Raw genomic sequence first — 13,718 nt, 5'->3', positions numbered from 1 at the left:
AGGTTTGATTGAGGGCCGTCGGGCCGACAGTGATGGGCTCAATCAATCAGAAGCAGTGCGCAGCGAGGGCGTAGATAGTTATTGGATGCAAAGCCTGTCTATATATTCGGATCGGCTTTCAGTCCCCGAGCCAAATCCCCGGTCATTACGCTATAATCGCGCGCTTTAGCTGTCCCTGGCCCGCAGTGCGGGGGGCACACCTTTTATCGGGCGCGATGCGCCTGCATGCAGACTAAAGAGGCTAGACCCTAGTGGCATTGACGATCCTTGGCCTGTCCGGCGCCCTTAGCCATGATCCTTCCGCAGCGCTTTATATCGACGGCAAGCTGATTGCGGCGGCTGAAGAAGAGCGTTTCGTTCGCGATAAACATGCAAAGAACCGCATGCCCTACGAGTCGGCGAAGTTCTGCCTGGAGCAGGCAGGCATCAAGCCTTCGGACGTCGATGTGGTGGCGATTCCGTTCGCGCCGATCAGCCTGTTCGGCAAGGCTCGCTGGCACTACGCCAAGCGTTACTGGTACGCACCTGACCGCGCACTCGATGCACTGTTGATGGGCAACCGCCGTTACAAGCGCTACCGCAACAAGATCGTCTGGTGCCTCGAGCAATTGGGCTTCGATCCGAAAAAGATCAAGATCGAGCCGGTCGAGCACCACCTGGCCCACGCTTCCAGCGCCTACCACTGTTCCGGTTTCAAGGAAAAGACCGCGATCATGGGTATCGACGGCAAGGGTGAGTACGCCACGACCTTCTTCGGCTATGGCGAAAACGGCAAGATCCACAAGATCAAGGAATTCTTCGACCCGGACTCCCTCGGCGGCCTGTATGGCGCGATCACCGAATTCCTCGGTTTCGAGATGCTCGACGGCGAGTTCAAGGTCATGGGCATGGCGCCGTATGGCGATGCCAGCAAGTACGACTTCTCGCGTCTGGCGACCTTTGAAAACGGCGAGCTGATCATCAATACCGAGCTGGCCAACGTCATCGGCCTGCGTCGCTATAAAGAGAACGGCAAGGGCTTCTACTTCTCGCCGAAACTTATCGAATGGCTGGGTCCGAAACGTGTAGGCGATGTGGCCGATGAGCCTTACATCCACTACGCCGCCAGCATGCAGGCGCTGTTCGAGAAACTGGCGTTGCAAATGATGGATCACTACCTGGGTGACATCCTCAAGGAAACCGGCAAGATCGCCTTCGCGGGCGGCTGTGCGCTGAACGTGAAGCTGAACCAGCGCATCATTGCCCGTCCGGAAGTGAAAGAACTGTTCGTCCAGCCAGCCTCCGGCGACGCCGGTACGGCGGTCGGTGCAGCGGCTTATGTCTCTCACGCTCGTGGCGTGCCGGTCGAGAAGATGGAGCACGTCTACCTCGGCCCGGCCTACAGCAACGAGGACGTGATCGCAGCCTGCGCCCGTCACCCGGACAAGCCGGTCTGGCGCCAGATCGAAAATACCCCCGAGCGCATCGCCCGAATCATGGTCGAAGGCAATCCGGTGGCGTGGTTCCAGGGCCGCATGGAGTTCGGTCCGCGTGCGCTGGGTGGTCGTTCGATCATCGGTTGCCCAAGCATTCCGGGCGTTGCCAACCGCATCAACGAACAGATCAAGTTCCGCGAGCGCTGGAGGCCTTTCTGCCCGTCGATGCTCGACACCGTGGCACCACAGATGATCACCATCGATCACCCGGCGCCGTTCATGACCTTCACCTTCGAAGTGGCTGAAGAGTGGAAGACCCGCGTGCCGGAAGTCGTTCACGAAGACGGAACGTCCCGTGCCCAGGTACTCAAGCGCGAATACAACCCGCGCTACTACGACATGATGAAGGCATTGGAAAACCTGACCGGCAACGGTGTGTCGCTCAACACGTCGCTCAACCGTCGCGGTGAGCCGATGATCTGCTCGCCCACCGATGCGCTGAACATGTTCTTCGGGTCGGATCTGCAGTACCTGATCATGGAAGACATTCTGGTCGTCAAGGACGGCGTGGATACGTACGAGAATGCCTGAGCCACTGATCAGCGTCGTCATCCCCGCTTACAACTATGCCTTGTTGTTGCCGCGAGCGATTGATTCAGTGCTGTCTCAGTTGACCGACGATGTTGAGCTGGTTGTCGTCAATGATGGTTCCACCGACGATACCCAGCGGGTGCTTGATGATTATCAGGCCCGCCATGGCAGTGGCATGACCGTTGTGCATCAAGCCAATGCGGGTGCGGCGGCAGCGCGTAATCATGGTGTGCGCCTGGCTCGGGGGCGCTATGCCCTGATGCTGGACGCCGATGACGAGCTGTTGCCGGATGCGCTGGCTTCGATGCGCAAGGCGGTGATTGACAACCCTGACGCGGGTTTGGTGCTGGGAGGCCAGATCTCGGTCTACCCGGACGGGCGTGAGCGGGTTCGCCAGCCGACGCCGGCCCAGGGCAGCCCGGAGCAGTTGGTTCGCCGGTATCTGTTGCAGAAGAAAATCGCTGTTTCCCATTGCTGCACCCTGCTGCGGCGCGATCTTCTGCTCAAGCGCCCTTATCCGCAAAGCCTGCGCTCGGGCGAGGATATACCGGTGTTTGCCTATGCCCTGGTCAGTGCTCCGGTTGCTCTGGTTCATCAGCCAATAGCGCGTATCTATAAGCACGCCGATAGCTTGCGCCATAGCCGTGCCGATGAAGAAAGCGTGGCCACAGGGTTGATCAAGGAAGTATTTGCGCACCTGCCGGACGAGTGCAGGTCTCTTCTGCCTCGCTATTCGGCTCAGGTCTATCTCTCGTTGTTCCGTGCCGCTCAACTGGCTGGCGATTACTCCGTAGCGCGTCGTTATTATCTGCGTGCTCTTCGTTTCAGTCCCTTGCAGGCTCTGAAGTGGAGTTACTTGCGCAAGGCGCTCAAGTTCGGGAAGCGCTGATGCGCATTCTGGTGCTGACCTGTACTCCGAGAGAACCCGACAACCGCCAGTTGTGGGAAGGGCTCAAGCGCTTTGCCGATGTGGAAGTGCGCCACGTTGACCGTGACCAGCACAAACAGTTGGGCCGTGTATTGAGTGCGATCGATTTCTCGCTCTATGACAGGGTCGTGGTTGATCTGCTCTTCCGATACCTGTGCAAGCAGGCTCGCCAGCTCAAGCGTATTTCAGGGTTGCTGATCTACGAGGAAGACGCCTGCCAGGAATTCATTTCCGGCTCTCGGTGGCAGGGAAAATTCTCTGCTTTCTATCGCAAGATTCCCCACGCCAAAATAATCATGACGGGCTTTTGGGTGGCCGAGCGCTTTCGGGAACTGGGCGTTGATACCCGTTTTCTGGCCAAGGGTTATAACTCTTCCTCGCTGTATGCCAATGGTGCCGAGCGCGATATCGAACTAGGGTTCATCGGTCGTCTGGGCAGTGATACATACCGTGAGCGGCGTGATTTCCTGCAGCAGGCTGTTGATCGTTATCAGCTTGAGCTCATGCGAACTGCGCCCGGCGATGAGTATCGTGAAGCGCTCAATCGCATTCGAGTATTTGTCAGTGCCGATATCGGGCTTGGCGAATATATGGCGAAAAACTTCGAGGCCATGGCTTGCGGTTGTGTATTGCTGGCCTACCGCCAAGGGCACGGTGAAGAGCAGGCTCTTGGGCTTGAGGATGGCGTCAACGTCATGCTCTACAGTGACGATAACGAGTTCTCGGAGAAGCTGGCTTTGTTACGCAACGACCCCGCACTACTTGCCCGTATAGCGGAACAGGGGATGCTTTTCGCGAGGCAGCATCTTGATTACTTCAAGCAGTCTGAAGTTGTTTTTCAGCATCTATCGGGTGAGTTTTCGGCGGGCGGCCCGATGAGTCTTCTTGACCGGTTAGTGCTTAAGCTTTTCTCTAAAGGATAACCGTACTTGCTGATCCGCCCTCTCGCATCGGGAGAGGGCTTGTCTCAGGCGGCTGTCTTGGTCGCTGCCAGCTCATAAGAGCGCATCAGCTCTTCCCACGGAAAGTCGGAAATCTTGCTGCGTCGCAGGTAGTTCTGCAGATGCTGGAAGTTGCGTCTGACCATCGATTTGCTTAGCGGCTTTCTCTTGAAGCGGGTGTCGAGGAAGTCGATCAGCCCAAAACCCTGGTCGGGCGTACGCAGCACATTGCCAAGGTGCAATGAGCGGAAATAGATGCCACGTTGATGCAGGAAATGGATGTACTGGGCAAGCTCGGGCAGCAGATTCATGAAGGCTTCAAACGACTGCTTGTAGAGTGAGTCCAGCGGGGTGCCTGGCAAGGGTTGATAAAGGCATGCGCTGATACCTTTTGCAGGTTCTACCCAGAAAACATCATTGACCTGTGGCGTGCTGATGCCTCGTTCGCGCAGGCGACAGCTTTGCTGATAAAAGCGCTGTGCATCGGGGTTCAGGCGAACCAGCAGTGGATGGCGCCTGCTGCGAAAAATCTTCAATAGCTCACCGCTGGCAAGGCTGATGACCTTGGGGCCATGGCTGTCTTTTTCCAGTACGGTCCCTTCGGTTAGCCAATCTTGCATTTGGTTCGCTGTTACAATGCGCATCTGTCTCTCTTTTGAATGGTACGGGGCGCGTTAATGGCCAGTTCTACCCAGCAGTCAAGCATGAAAATCTATCTGAGATTGTTGAAATACGTGCTCCCCTACTGGAGGGCGTTTGCCGTCAGTATCATTGGCTTTCTTTTGTTCGCCTCCAGTCAGCCGATGCTGGCCGACATGCTCAAACACTTTCTCAACGCCTTGCAGGAGCCGGACGGCACCAAGTTTCTCGGTGTGTCGCTGATCCTCGGGGTGCCGCTGCTGATTGTACTCATTGCGGTCTACCAAGGCATAGGCTCATTTTTGGGTAACTATTACCTGGCCAAAGTGGCTCGCGGGGTTGTTCATGACCTGCGTTGCTCCTTGTTCGATAACCTGCTGACCCTGCCAAACCGTTATTTCGATAACCACAATTCCGGCCACTTGATTTCACGTATCACCTACAACGTGACCATGGTGACCGGTGCGGCCACCGATGCAATCAAAGTGGTGATTCGTGAAGGGTTCACGGTTGTATTCCTGATCGGTTACCTGCTGTACAGCAACTGGAAAATGACCCTCGTCATGCTGGCCATCCTGCCGATCATCGCGGTCATGGTCAGCAGCGCCAGCAAGAAATTTCGCAAGCAAAGCAAGAAAATCCAGGAAGCGATGGGCGACGTTACCCATGTCGCCTCAGAGGCGATTCAGGGTTATCGGGTTGTACGCAGTTTCGGCGGAGAGACCTACGAGAAGCAGCGTTTTCAGGATGCCAGCGCCAGCAACATGAACCGCAGCCTCGGCATGACCCGCACGCAGTCCATCTACACGCCCATGCTGCAGCTTGTCATTTATGTGGCGATGGCGATTCTGATGTATCTGGTGCTGTACATGCGTGGCGATGCTTCTGCTGGTGAACTGATCGCTTACATCACTGCGGCAGGCCTGTTGCCAAAGCCGATTCGTCAGCTTTCGGAAGTGAGTGCGACCATCCAGAAAGGCCTGGCGGCTGCCGAAAACATTTTCGAGCAACTGGACGAAGAGCCTGAAGTGGACAGCGGCACATGCGAGCAGGAACATGTTTCCGGTCGTCTGGAAGTGCGTAACCTGACGTTCGCCTATCCCAATGTCGAGACGCCGGTGCTCAAGGATATTTCCTTCACTGCCGAGCCGGGGCAGATGGTCGCGCTGGTGGGACGCTCGGGTAGCGGGAAATCCACACTGGCCAACCTGATTCCGCGTTTCTATCACCACAGCGAAGGGCAGATCCTTCTCGATGGTGTCGATGTAGAAGATTACAAACTGAACAATCTGCGCCAGCACATCGCGCTGGTGAACCAGCAGGTCACCTTGTTCAACGATACCGTCACCAACAACATCGCCTACGGTGATCTTGCCGGTGCGCCCATCGAAGATGTGCAAAAGGCCGCCGAAGCCGCCTATGCCGCCGAGTTCATCGTACAGATGCCTCAGGGTTACGAGACCCTGGTGGGCGAGAACGGTGTTCTGCTTTCCGGTGGTCAGCGTCAACGTCTGGCGATTGCTCGTGCCCTGCTTAAGAATGCGCCGCTGCTGATCCTCGATGAAGCGACCTCGGCACTCGATACCGAATCCGAGCGCCATATCCAGGCTGCACTGGATGAAGTGGTCAAGGGCCGCACGACTCTGGTCATCGCTCACCGCCTGACGACCATCGAGAAGGCTGATCTGATCCTGGTCATGGACCGTGGCCAGATTGTCGAGCGCGGTACCCATGAGCAATTGCTTGCTCTCAATGGTTACTACGCGCGTCTTCACGAGAAGGATTTCAAGGAAGAAAGCGAGGGCGTTACAGGAGGCGCCCTTTGATTCTCGGGCATCTTCGCAGTTGGCGTGAACGTGGCTGGACCCCTATCGATGCAGACGAGTATGCCCAGGTCTGGGCGCGCTATGGTGGCAGCGTTGCCACCCATCCTCAGGTCATAGAACGATTGTCATCGCTGGTCGGTATTCCCGTGCGTTATCTGGGCGTAGTGCGCGATGGCCAGACAATTGCCGCGCTGCCTTCCTGGGGGCGTCATATTGCCCTTTCGCGTGATGTCACCAAGCGCAAAGGGTTGCGGGGCATGTTCGATCTGGGTAACTCCGAGATCATCCTGCCCGTGGCCCAGGATTGCAGCGTGCCAGTGCGGCACCGCATGCGCTATGTCTCGGAGCTCAACAGTGGCCGGATCGGCAACCTGCGCATCCAGTCCGAAGGTCTGGCGCTGGCCCGTCGCCCCGAGGAGTACAGCAAGAAGTTCCGTTATAACCAGCGCCGTGAACAACGCCTGCTGGAGGAAGCTGGCGGGCTGATCCGCCCGATGAGTGAACTGACCTCCCAGGAACAGGCGTCGATCTACGCCGATCTGTTTCACAAGCGCTGGGGGTTTGATGTGCCCGGCAAGGACCATCTGGTCGAGGTGTTTTCCCTTCTGCGGGAGTTCATGACAGGTTCTGTCGTGTACGTTGCCGACCGTCCTGCGGCCATACAGGTTCTGTACCGTGTCGAGGCTCCTGAATGGGTAAGTCTTGAGTACGTGAACGGCGGTGTCGATCCGCAGTTCAATGAGTTGAGCCCAGGCAGTGTTCTGAGTTTTGTGAACACTCAGGCTCAATGGGAATATGCAGATTCCCTAGGCAAACCCTTGCGTTATTCGTTTGGGCGCGCTGATCGGGAATACAAAAGCCGGTGGTGTAACACTCATCCGGTGTATCAGATTTAAAGATGAGGGCTGCCATGAGCGGGCGTAAGGACGAGTTGCTTAAACGCCACAGGCGACGCAAGCGTTACCTGGCCGTTTTGGTGCTGGGTGTACTGATTCTGGTAGGGGTTCTTGTGGCATGGTGGTTGCCGCCTGCGCTTGTGTTTCTGGCGTGGCTGGCTCACGAAGCCTGGTTTGCAGATCACTTGTTCTACGAGCCGGACAGCGACTACTGCTACGACTTCCCTGACAGTGCCCGAACCCTCGAAGTCGGATTGCGCAATGGCACGCTGGAACTGGCGGCCGGCACATCGCTGTCAGGCGGCGATACACTGATTCTGGCTGTCGAGTTGAAAGCCAGCTGGCTGGGACGCTGGCTTGATCCTTACGTGCGGCTGGGCAGTGATCGTCAGGATTTTGAGCGGGGTGTCGCAGGCAAGCGCTATTTGAACCTGTCCGGCCAGGAAGCGGCCTTGCTGCAAGGGACGCTTTCTTTTGCGCCATGCCGCTGCAAGTCCGTCGGCTCGCTCACGCTTTATGCCATGAGCAACCCCGATTACAGCGCTCAGTCGCTCCTGGTGCTGGCACCTCATGCCGATGATGCAGAGCTTGCTGCCTTCGGCCTTTACAGTCGCGCACCTGACGCTGCGATCATGACCCTGACTCAGGGCGAGATAGAAGCCGACAGTTATCGTCGTTTGGGGCTGGACCCTGTGCAAGCTGCGGTGCTCAAGGGGCGCTTGCGGACCTGGGATAGCCTGGCTGTGCCTTTATGGGGCGGTGTGGCTCAGGACCATTGTGTCCAGTTGGGTTATTACTGCCTGCGCCTTGCCGAAATGCAGGAGCAGCCGACAGTGCCGTTCGGGTCCCGTGAGTCTGGAGAAAGCGATATTCGTCTCTGGCGCCAGGCTTCGGCGTTTGCCTTGCCCTCCGAGGCCGATGGCCTTCCCACCTGGACGAATCTGGTGGCTGATATTGTGCGTGTTCTGGAACATTTCAGACCGCAAGTAGTTGTCACGCCGCATCTGGAGCTGGATCCTCACCGTGACCATGTCGCGGCGACCGAAGCGTTGCTGCAGGCCATTGAGTTGAGTGAGTGGCGACCCGCTACGTTGTTGTTGTATGCCAATCACTTGCATGACAATGATCGCTGGCCCATGGGACCTGCGGGGTATGGCATCGCCTTGCCACCTGCGACTGCTCCTGTGAAGCCATTGCCTGTCTGCAGCATCCTTCTGGATGATGCTCAACGCATTGACAAGGCAATGGCTCTGGCCATGCAGCATGACCTGCAGGATCCGCTGCCTTTCAAAAAGCAGGTCCGGCGGTGGATACAACAGTTACTGGCTGGCCGGCGCTGGCCTGCTACCGGAGATAACGAGTTTTTCCGCAAGGCTGTACGGCGGCATGAGTTGTTCTGGGTGCAGGACGTAAAGCCCCGGTCTTCCACTGAAAAGGTATAGCTGCTTGCTGGCGTCTTGAGCCAAATTGGCTATGTTATGATCCGCGTCGTTTTTTGCCCTCGGAGTTTCCATGAAGTTGTCCATGCCGCGTTTCGATCAAGCGCCTGTCCTTGTGGTCGGCGACGTCATGCTCGACCGTTACTGGCATGGTGGTACCTCACGGATCTCTCCTGAGGCGCCGGTGCCTGTAGTCAAGGTCGATCAGATCGAAGATCGTCCAGGCGGTGCTGCCAACGTTGCCCTGAACATTGCCGCTCTTGGCGCACCTGCTTCGCTGGTCGGTGTGACGGGCGAAGACGAGGCTGCCAACAGTCTGGCCAATAGCTTGAAGGCTGCCGGCGTGCGTGCGCACTTCCAGCGCATCGCCCATCAGCCGACCATCGTCAAGTTGCGGGTCATGAGCCGTCACCAGCAATTGCTGCGCATCGACTTCGAAGAACCCTTCATGACCGATGCTCTGGCCTTGAGCGTGGAAGTCGATACCTTGCTCGATGGCATCAAGGTGCTGGTGCTTTCCGATTACGGCAAAGGCGCGCTGAAAAACCATCAGGTGCTGATCAAGGCTGCGCGTGATCGTGGCATTCCGGTGCTGGCCGATCCCAAGGGCAAGGACTTTGCCATCTATCGCGGTGCCAGCCTGATTACTCCGAACCTGAGCGAGTTTGAGGCTATCGTCGGTCATTGTGTCGACGAAGGTGATCTGGTCGCCAAGGGCGCGCAGTTGATGCACGACCTGGAACTTGGTGCTCTGCTGGTGACACGCGGTGAGCATGGCATGACCCTGCTGCGCCCTGAGCACCCGGCCTTGCATCTGCCCGCTCGGGCCCGTGAAGTATTCGATGTGACCGGTGCCGGAGATACGGTCATTTCCACTCTGGCGGCTGCCATCGCTGCTGGCGAGGATCTGCCCCATGCCGTGGCTCTGGCGAATCTGGCAGCGGGCATCGTTGTCGGCAAGCTGGGTACTGCGGCGATCAGCGCCCCGGAGCTGCGGCGTGCTATCCAGCGTGAAGAAGGCTCCGAGCGTGGTGTCCTGGGGCTGGAGCAACTGCTGCTGGCCATCGACGACGCTCGCGCCCATCAGGAGAAGATCGTCTTCACCAATGGCTGTTTCGACATTCTGCATGCAGGGCATGTGACCTATCTGGAACAGGCTCGTGCTCAGGGTGATCGCCTGATCGTTGCGATCAATGACGATGCATCCGTCAGCCGCCTCAAGGGGCCGGGCCGCCCCATCAACAGCGTTGACCGCCGCATGGCCGTTCTGGCCGGTCTGGGTGCTGTGGACTGGGTGATCAGCTTCCCTGAAGGCACGCCTGAAAACCTGCTGCGCCACGTCAAACCGGACGTGCTGGTCAAGGGCGGGGATTACGGGATCGACCAGGTGGTCGGCGCTGAAATCGTCCAGGCCTATGGCGGTGAAGTGAAGGTGTTGGGGCTGGTGGAAAACAGCTCGACCACCGCCATTGTCGAGAAAATCCGCGGTCAGTGACGCGGACCACCCGTAGGAGCGCATTCATTCACGAAAGGCCATTTCGCGAATGAATGCGCTCCTACGGCTTATTTACTCAGGCTCTTGCGCGCCATTTGCAGTAACTCCTTGGCCTTGCCGGTCAGGTTGTTGAGGCTGCTCTTTCTGGGAGGTGGCGTCAGGCCTTGTTGCCGAAGCCAGTCTTTCCAGCGAATCCGCTCTTCATGCACCACCCAGCCATCCTGGGCGGCGAAGCTTTCTGCCAGGTACAGGCCGCGTGTACTGACCGGCGCCAGCTTGTCCTGCTTGAGGGTATAAAGCTCGGGCAGCGGCACTCCGTTTTCCAGAGGCATCAGGTACAGATCGGGCTTGCTGCGATTGAGGCGGGCGACCAGTTGCTCTTTTTCCAGGGTTTCATCCACATGAAACAGGCTCAGAGGGCGTGCTTCCTTGGGAATCTCCAGGCGCATGTCGTAGATCAGTTGCAGTGACGCTGTCGGTAAATGCACGTAGGCGCGAGGACGTTCGATCAGGGTCATGCTGCCGCAACGCACCGGTCGTGCCGCACCCGACAGAGAACTCAGGCGAAAAGGCATGGCCTCGCGATAATGCAGCGCTGCGGCATAAGGCGCCGGCAACCAGGTGTCGTTGAAGCGCCCGCTCAGCCAGCCTTGAGGCGTTTCTATCAGGCATTCTTCGGCGACTTCCTGAATGGCAGTGTGCAGCGGCAGGGTGATTTCGTGAGCCGGTACATAACCGGAAATCAGCTTGAGCACCACGTCGCCACGGTCCTGGCGTCGCTGCCTGACCAATACCCAGTAATCACGGTTCTGCCAGTGCAGGGTCAGCCGTATCGACACGCCCAGGTTGGCCAGTTCGGTTGCAAAGCGCTCGTTGTCCGGCACTTCGATCTTGCGGCGCCGCTGCAAGGTCTGGGAAAAATTCAACGGCATCCCGACGCTCTGATAACTCAGGCTCTCGGGAGTCGCTTCGACGAATAACGGCAGGGTCTTGAAGTCGCTGGGGTTTTTGCGGATCAGGGTTCGCGGCATATCGGCTCCTTCTTGCGTTGGGGTCGGCCGCCTACATCAGGCTTGACGGCGAATCACAGCAGCTGCACTTGCAACGTTATGGGCCAGATGCAGGGGATTGATGGTCCCGACAATAGCACTGGCAACACCCGGATGTTCAAACAGCAACTGAAAACTGGCCTGGACCGGGTCGACTCCGGGGCTCAGGCATATATGACCGCTGGCTAATGCTTTCTTCACCAGAATCCCTTTACCGTGGGCAGCAGCGTAGTCCAGAACCGGCTTTTCACCCTGCTCATTGAGATTGTAGGTGACCATCGCACAGTCGCCTTCGCGCAATGCCAGCAGGCCTCCTTCGACCGTCTTGCCGGAAAAGCCGAAGCCACGAATCTTGCCTTCGCGCTTGAGATCGGCCAGCGTCTGATAGACCTCTGTTTCGTTGAGAATCGCCAGATCGTTGCCGTCCGAATGCACCAGAACCAGATCGATGAAATCGGTTTCAAGACGTTTCAGGCTGCGCTCCACCGACAGTCGCGTGTGCCCGGCGCTGAAGTCATGGCGCGATTGCCCGCTCTCGAACTCTTCTCCGACCTTGCTGACAATCACCCAGTCCTGACGCTGGCCGCGTAGCAGCGGGCCAAGGCGTTCTTCGCTGGTGCCGTAGGCCGGTGCCGTGTCGATCAGGTTGATGCCCATGTCGCGGGCCATCTTCAACAGCATTTGTGCTTGCTGATCGTCGGGGATCGTGAAGCCATTGGGGTACTTCACGCCTTGATCGCGGCCCAGTTTGACGGTGCCCAGGCCCAGTGGCGAAATGCTCAGGCCGGTGCTGCCCAACGGGCGATGCAGGTCATGCAGGGTTTTGACGGTCATGGCAGCAGTTGATCCCAGACAGGTATCGCCAGAGGCGGTTTGGGCAGGTCGGTCGTGGATGGCTGAGGCGTCGGATGGATGCCATCGTTCGACAGGGCTGCCAGGACGCGGTCGGAAAAGTCCGGTGCCAGGGCCAGTTTGGTCGGCCAGCCGACCATGAGGCGCTGCTGGACATCCAGAAAGGCGTTGTCTGGACGCACCAGGCCTGATTGAGCCGGTTCTGCCCGATCGACACGCAAGGTGGCCCACTGCGCCTGGCTCAGGTCGATCCATGGCAGGAGCGACTCCAGCTCCTTGCGGGCTGTTGCGATCTGGGCGGCGGGTTCGCGGGCCACGCCATCGGCTTCGGCAAGGTCGCCGCCCAGATACCAGACCCACTGACCATCGGCCGCAGGATGAGTGGTGACGGTAATGCGCGGCTTGGGGCCGCCGCCCAGGCAATGAGCGTACAACGGCTTCAGGGTCGGGCCTTTGACCAGCACCATATGCAAGGGGCGGCGCTGCATCCTGGGCTGGGAAATGCCCAGGGTTTCAAGCAGGTCCGCATTGCCCGGACCGGCGCTGAGCACCACTCGCTGAGCGCGGATCTCGCGACCATCCACACGCAAGCCTGCCAGCTCGCCATTGTCATGCAGGGGTTCGATCTGCTGAGCGGCGAGCAGGCTGTCACCGGCCAGCTCGGCAAGACGCTCGATCAGGCTGGGGACATCGACCACCAGTTCGGCCAGTCGATACACCTTGCCTTTGAATTTCGGGTTTTGCAGCGCGGGCGGCAGTTGCTCGCCCTTGACCTGATCCACGCGCCCGCGCACAGCCTTGCTGGCGAAGAAGCTGGTCAGGTTGCCGGCGATGGTGCCGGGCGACCATAGATAGTGGGCCTCGGACAGCAGACGAACACCCGACAGATCCAGCTCGCCTGTGCCATTGAGGGATTCACGCCAGCGGCGCGGCATGTCGGCAATCGCTTCGGAGGCACCTGACAGCGCACCATGCAGAGCGTACTTGGCACCGCCATGGATGATGCCCTGTGACTTCAGGCTTTGCCCGCCACCCAGGCTCGCGCTTTCTACCAGGACTGTCGAGAACCCTTGACGACGTAACCGGGCATTGAGCCAGAGACCGGCAACACCGCCTCCGACAATCAGGACGTCAGTGGAAATAACAGATGGCATGGACACCTCAGTGGCGTGAAGAATGGGCCATTATAGGGGATCGCGATTTCAATGCCCGGCGGTTTTCGAGAACAACTGGATGACCACCACCCCGAGCACGATCATTCCCATGCCCAGCAAGGCCGGAAGATCCAGTTTCTGACCATAGATAAAGAACGCCGCGATACTCACCATGACGATCCCCATGCCTGACCAGATGGCATAGGTAATGCCCACCGGAATTGTGCGCATCACCAGAATCAGCATCCAGAAGGCAATGCCGTAGCCGGCGATCACCAGCAGCAAAGGCAGCGGTGTGCTCAGACCTTTGACGGCTTTCATGGATGTGGTGGCGATGACTTCGGCGCAGATCGCGATGGCCAGCAGATAGTAGGCAGTCATGGTGTCTCTCCTTGGGGGCTGCGTATCTTAGCGATTTCTTCCGGCGGCCATGGCATTGCGTGCGCCACGGGCAAGTGTGTTCACGCCTGCACGAGGTCGTGGCTTTGATGAG

At 58.3% G+C, this 13,718-nt stretch carries 12 protein-coding genes; 7 read left to right on the top strand and 5 right to left on the bottom strand.

Annotated features, from left to right (window positions below):
- Nucleotides 1–251: 251 nt before the first annotated feature.
- The 3 genes from Q6A51_RS10980 to Q6A51_RS10970 are packed head-to-tail and all read left to right on the top strand — an operon-like array spanning nt 252 to nt 3,857.
- Nucleotides 252–2,006, top strand: coding sequence for a carbamoyltransferase family protein (locus Q6A51_RS10980; RefSeq protein WP_201018219.1), 1,755 nt, complete (start codon nt 252–254; stop codon nt 2,004–2,006).
- Complete coding sequence (locus tag Q6A51_RS10975) at nt 1,999–2,895, top strand: glycosyltransferase family A protein (RefSeq protein WP_201018218.1); 897 nt, start codon at nt 1,999–2,001, stop codon at nt 2,893–2,895. Before Q6A51_RS10980 ends, Q6A51_RS10975 begins: the two co-directional genes overlap by 8 nt.
- On the top strand, nt 2,895–3,857 hold the full coding sequence (locus Q6A51_RS10970) for a glycosyltransferase family protein (RefSeq protein WP_304574795.1): 963 nt from the start codon (nt 2,895–2,897) through the stop codon (nt 3,855–3,857). Before Q6A51_RS10975 ends, Q6A51_RS10970 begins: the two co-directional genes overlap by 1 nt.
- Nucleotides 3,858–3,901: 44 nt before the next feature.
- Here Q6A51_RS10970 and Q6A51_RS10965 read toward each other — a convergent pair whose 3' ends face one another.
- Nucleotides 3,902–4,495 carry a BUD32 family EKC/KEOPS complex subunit gene (locus Q6A51_RS10965; RefSeq protein WP_304574794.1) on the bottom strand — a complete coding sequence of 198 codons (594 nt, stop codon included), beginning with the start codon at nt 4,493–4,495 and terminating at the stop codon, nt 3,902–3,904.
- A gap of 57 nt (nt 4,496–4,552) precedes the next feature.
- Between Q6A51_RS10965 and msbA the strand changes: the two genes are divergently transcribed.
- The 4 genes from msbA (at nt 4,553) to hldE (ending at nt 10,170) form a co-directional block, all read left to right on the top strand.
- Nucleotides 4,553–6,340, top strand: coding sequence for a lipid A export permease/ATP-binding protein MsbA (gene msbA / locus Q6A51_RS10960; protein ID WP_304574793.1), 1,788 nt, complete (start codon nt 4,553–4,555; stop codon nt 6,338–6,340).
- Nucleotides 6,340–7,236: a GNAT family N-acetyltransferase gene (locus tag Q6A51_RS10955; RefSeq protein WP_201018367.1), complete on the top strand. Its 897-nt coding sequence runs from the start codon at nt 6,340–6,342 to the stop codon at nt 7,234–7,236. Before msbA ends, Q6A51_RS10955 begins: the two co-directional genes overlap by 1 nt.
- Nucleotides 7,237–7,250: 14 nt before the next feature.
- Entirely contained in the window at nt 7,251–8,678 is a 1,428-nt protein-coding gene (locus Q6A51_RS10950) for a PIG-L deacetylase family protein (RefSeq protein ID WP_304574792.1), read from the top strand.
- Nucleotides 8,679–8,748: 70 nt separating this feature from the next.
- On the top strand, nt 8,749–10,170 hold the full coding sequence (gene hldE, locus Q6A51_RS10945; protein ID WP_201001723.1) for a bifunctional D-glycero-beta-D-manno-heptose-7-phosphate kinase/D-glycero-beta-D-manno-heptose 1-phosphate adenylyltransferase HldE: 1,422 nt from the start codon (nt 8,749–8,751) through the stop codon (nt 10,168–10,170).
- 68 nt (nt 10,171–10,238) lie between these two features.
- On the opposite strand, the gene Q6A51_RS10940 is transcribed toward hldE, so the two are convergent.
- From Q6A51_RS10940 to Q6A51_RS10925, 4 genes are read right to left on the bottom strand one after another with little or no spacing between them, the layout of a single operon-like run.
- On the bottom strand, nt 10,239–11,201 hold the full coding sequence (locus Q6A51_RS10940; protein ID WP_201018213.1) for a metal ABC transporter ATPase: 963 nt from the start codon (nt 11,199–11,201) through the stop codon (nt 10,239–10,241).
- 36 nt (nt 11,202–11,237) lie between these two features.
- A complete protein-coding gene (locus tag Q6A51_RS10935) occupies nt 11,238–12,053 on the bottom strand; it encodes an aldo/keto reductase (protein WP_201001725.1) in 816 nt (271 codons plus the stop codon).
- Nucleotides 12,050–13,225, bottom strand: a complete 1,176-nt coding sequence (locus tag Q6A51_RS10930) for an NAD(P)/FAD-dependent oxidoreductase (protein ID WP_304574791.1) — start codon at nt 13,223–13,225, stop codon at nt 12,050–12,052. The genes Q6A51_RS10935 and Q6A51_RS10930 overlap by 4 nt, the downstream gene beginning before the upstream one ends.
- Nucleotides 13,226–13,273: 48 nt before the next feature.
- Nucleotides 13,274–13,606 carry a DMT family transporter gene (locus Q6A51_RS10925; protein WP_025258267.1) on the bottom strand — a complete coding sequence of 111 codons (333 nt, stop codon included), beginning with the start codon at nt 13,604–13,606 and terminating at the stop codon, nt 13,274–13,276.
- Nucleotides 13,607–13,718: the final 112 nt, after the last annotated feature.

Source organism: Pseudomonas serbiensis, assembly GCF_030580745.1.
GTDB classification, from domain to species: domain Bacteria; phylum Pseudomonadota; class Gammaproteobacteria; order Pseudomonadales; family Pseudomonadaceae; genus Aquipseudomonas; species Aquipseudomonas serbiensis.
This window is presented reverse-complemented; position numbering and strand designations above follow the sequence as displayed.

Excerpts from the sequence above, each read along its gene's own strand:
- Q6A51_RS10975 (WP_201018218.1), top strand. The coding sequence starts at position 1,999 with ATGCCTGAGCCACTGATCAGCGTCGTCATCCCCGCTTACAACTATGCC.
- hldE (WP_201001723.1), top strand. The coding sequence starts at position 8,749 with ATGAAGTTGTCCATGCCGCGTTTCGATCAAGCGCCTGTCCTTGTGGTC.
- Q6A51_RS10935 (WP_201001725.1), bottom strand. The coding sequence starts at position 12,053 with ATGACCGTCAAAACCCTGCATGACCTGCATCGCCCGTTGGGCAGCACC.
- Q6A51_RS10950 (WP_304574792.1), top strand. The coding sequence starts at position 7,251 with ATGAGCGGGCGTAAGGACGAGTTGCTTAAACGCCACAGGCGACGCAAG.
- Q6A51_RS10970 (WP_304574795.1), top strand. The coding sequence starts at position 2,895 with ATGCGCATTCTGGTGCTGACCTGTACTCCGAGAGAACCCGACAACCGC.
- Q6A51_RS10925 (WP_025258267.1), bottom strand. The coding sequence starts at position 13,606 with ATGACTGCCTACTATCTGCTGGCCATCGCGATCTGCGCCGAAGTCATC.
- msbA (WP_304574793.1), top strand. The coding sequence starts at position 4,553 with ATGGCCAGTTCTACCCAGCAGTCAAGCATGAAAATCTATCTGAGATTG.
- Q6A51_RS10930 (WP_304574791.1), bottom strand. The coding sequence starts at position 13,225 with ATGCCATCTGTTATTTCCACTGACGTCCTGATTGTCGGAGGCGGTGTT.
- Q6A51_RS10965 (WP_304574794.1), bottom strand. The coding sequence starts at position 4,495 with ATGCAAGATTGGCTAACCGAAGGGACCGTACTGGAAAAAGACAGCCAT.
- Q6A51_RS10940 (WP_201018213.1), bottom strand. The coding sequence starts at position 11,201 with ATGCCGCGAACCCTGATCCGCAAAAACCCCAGCGACTTCAAGACCCTG.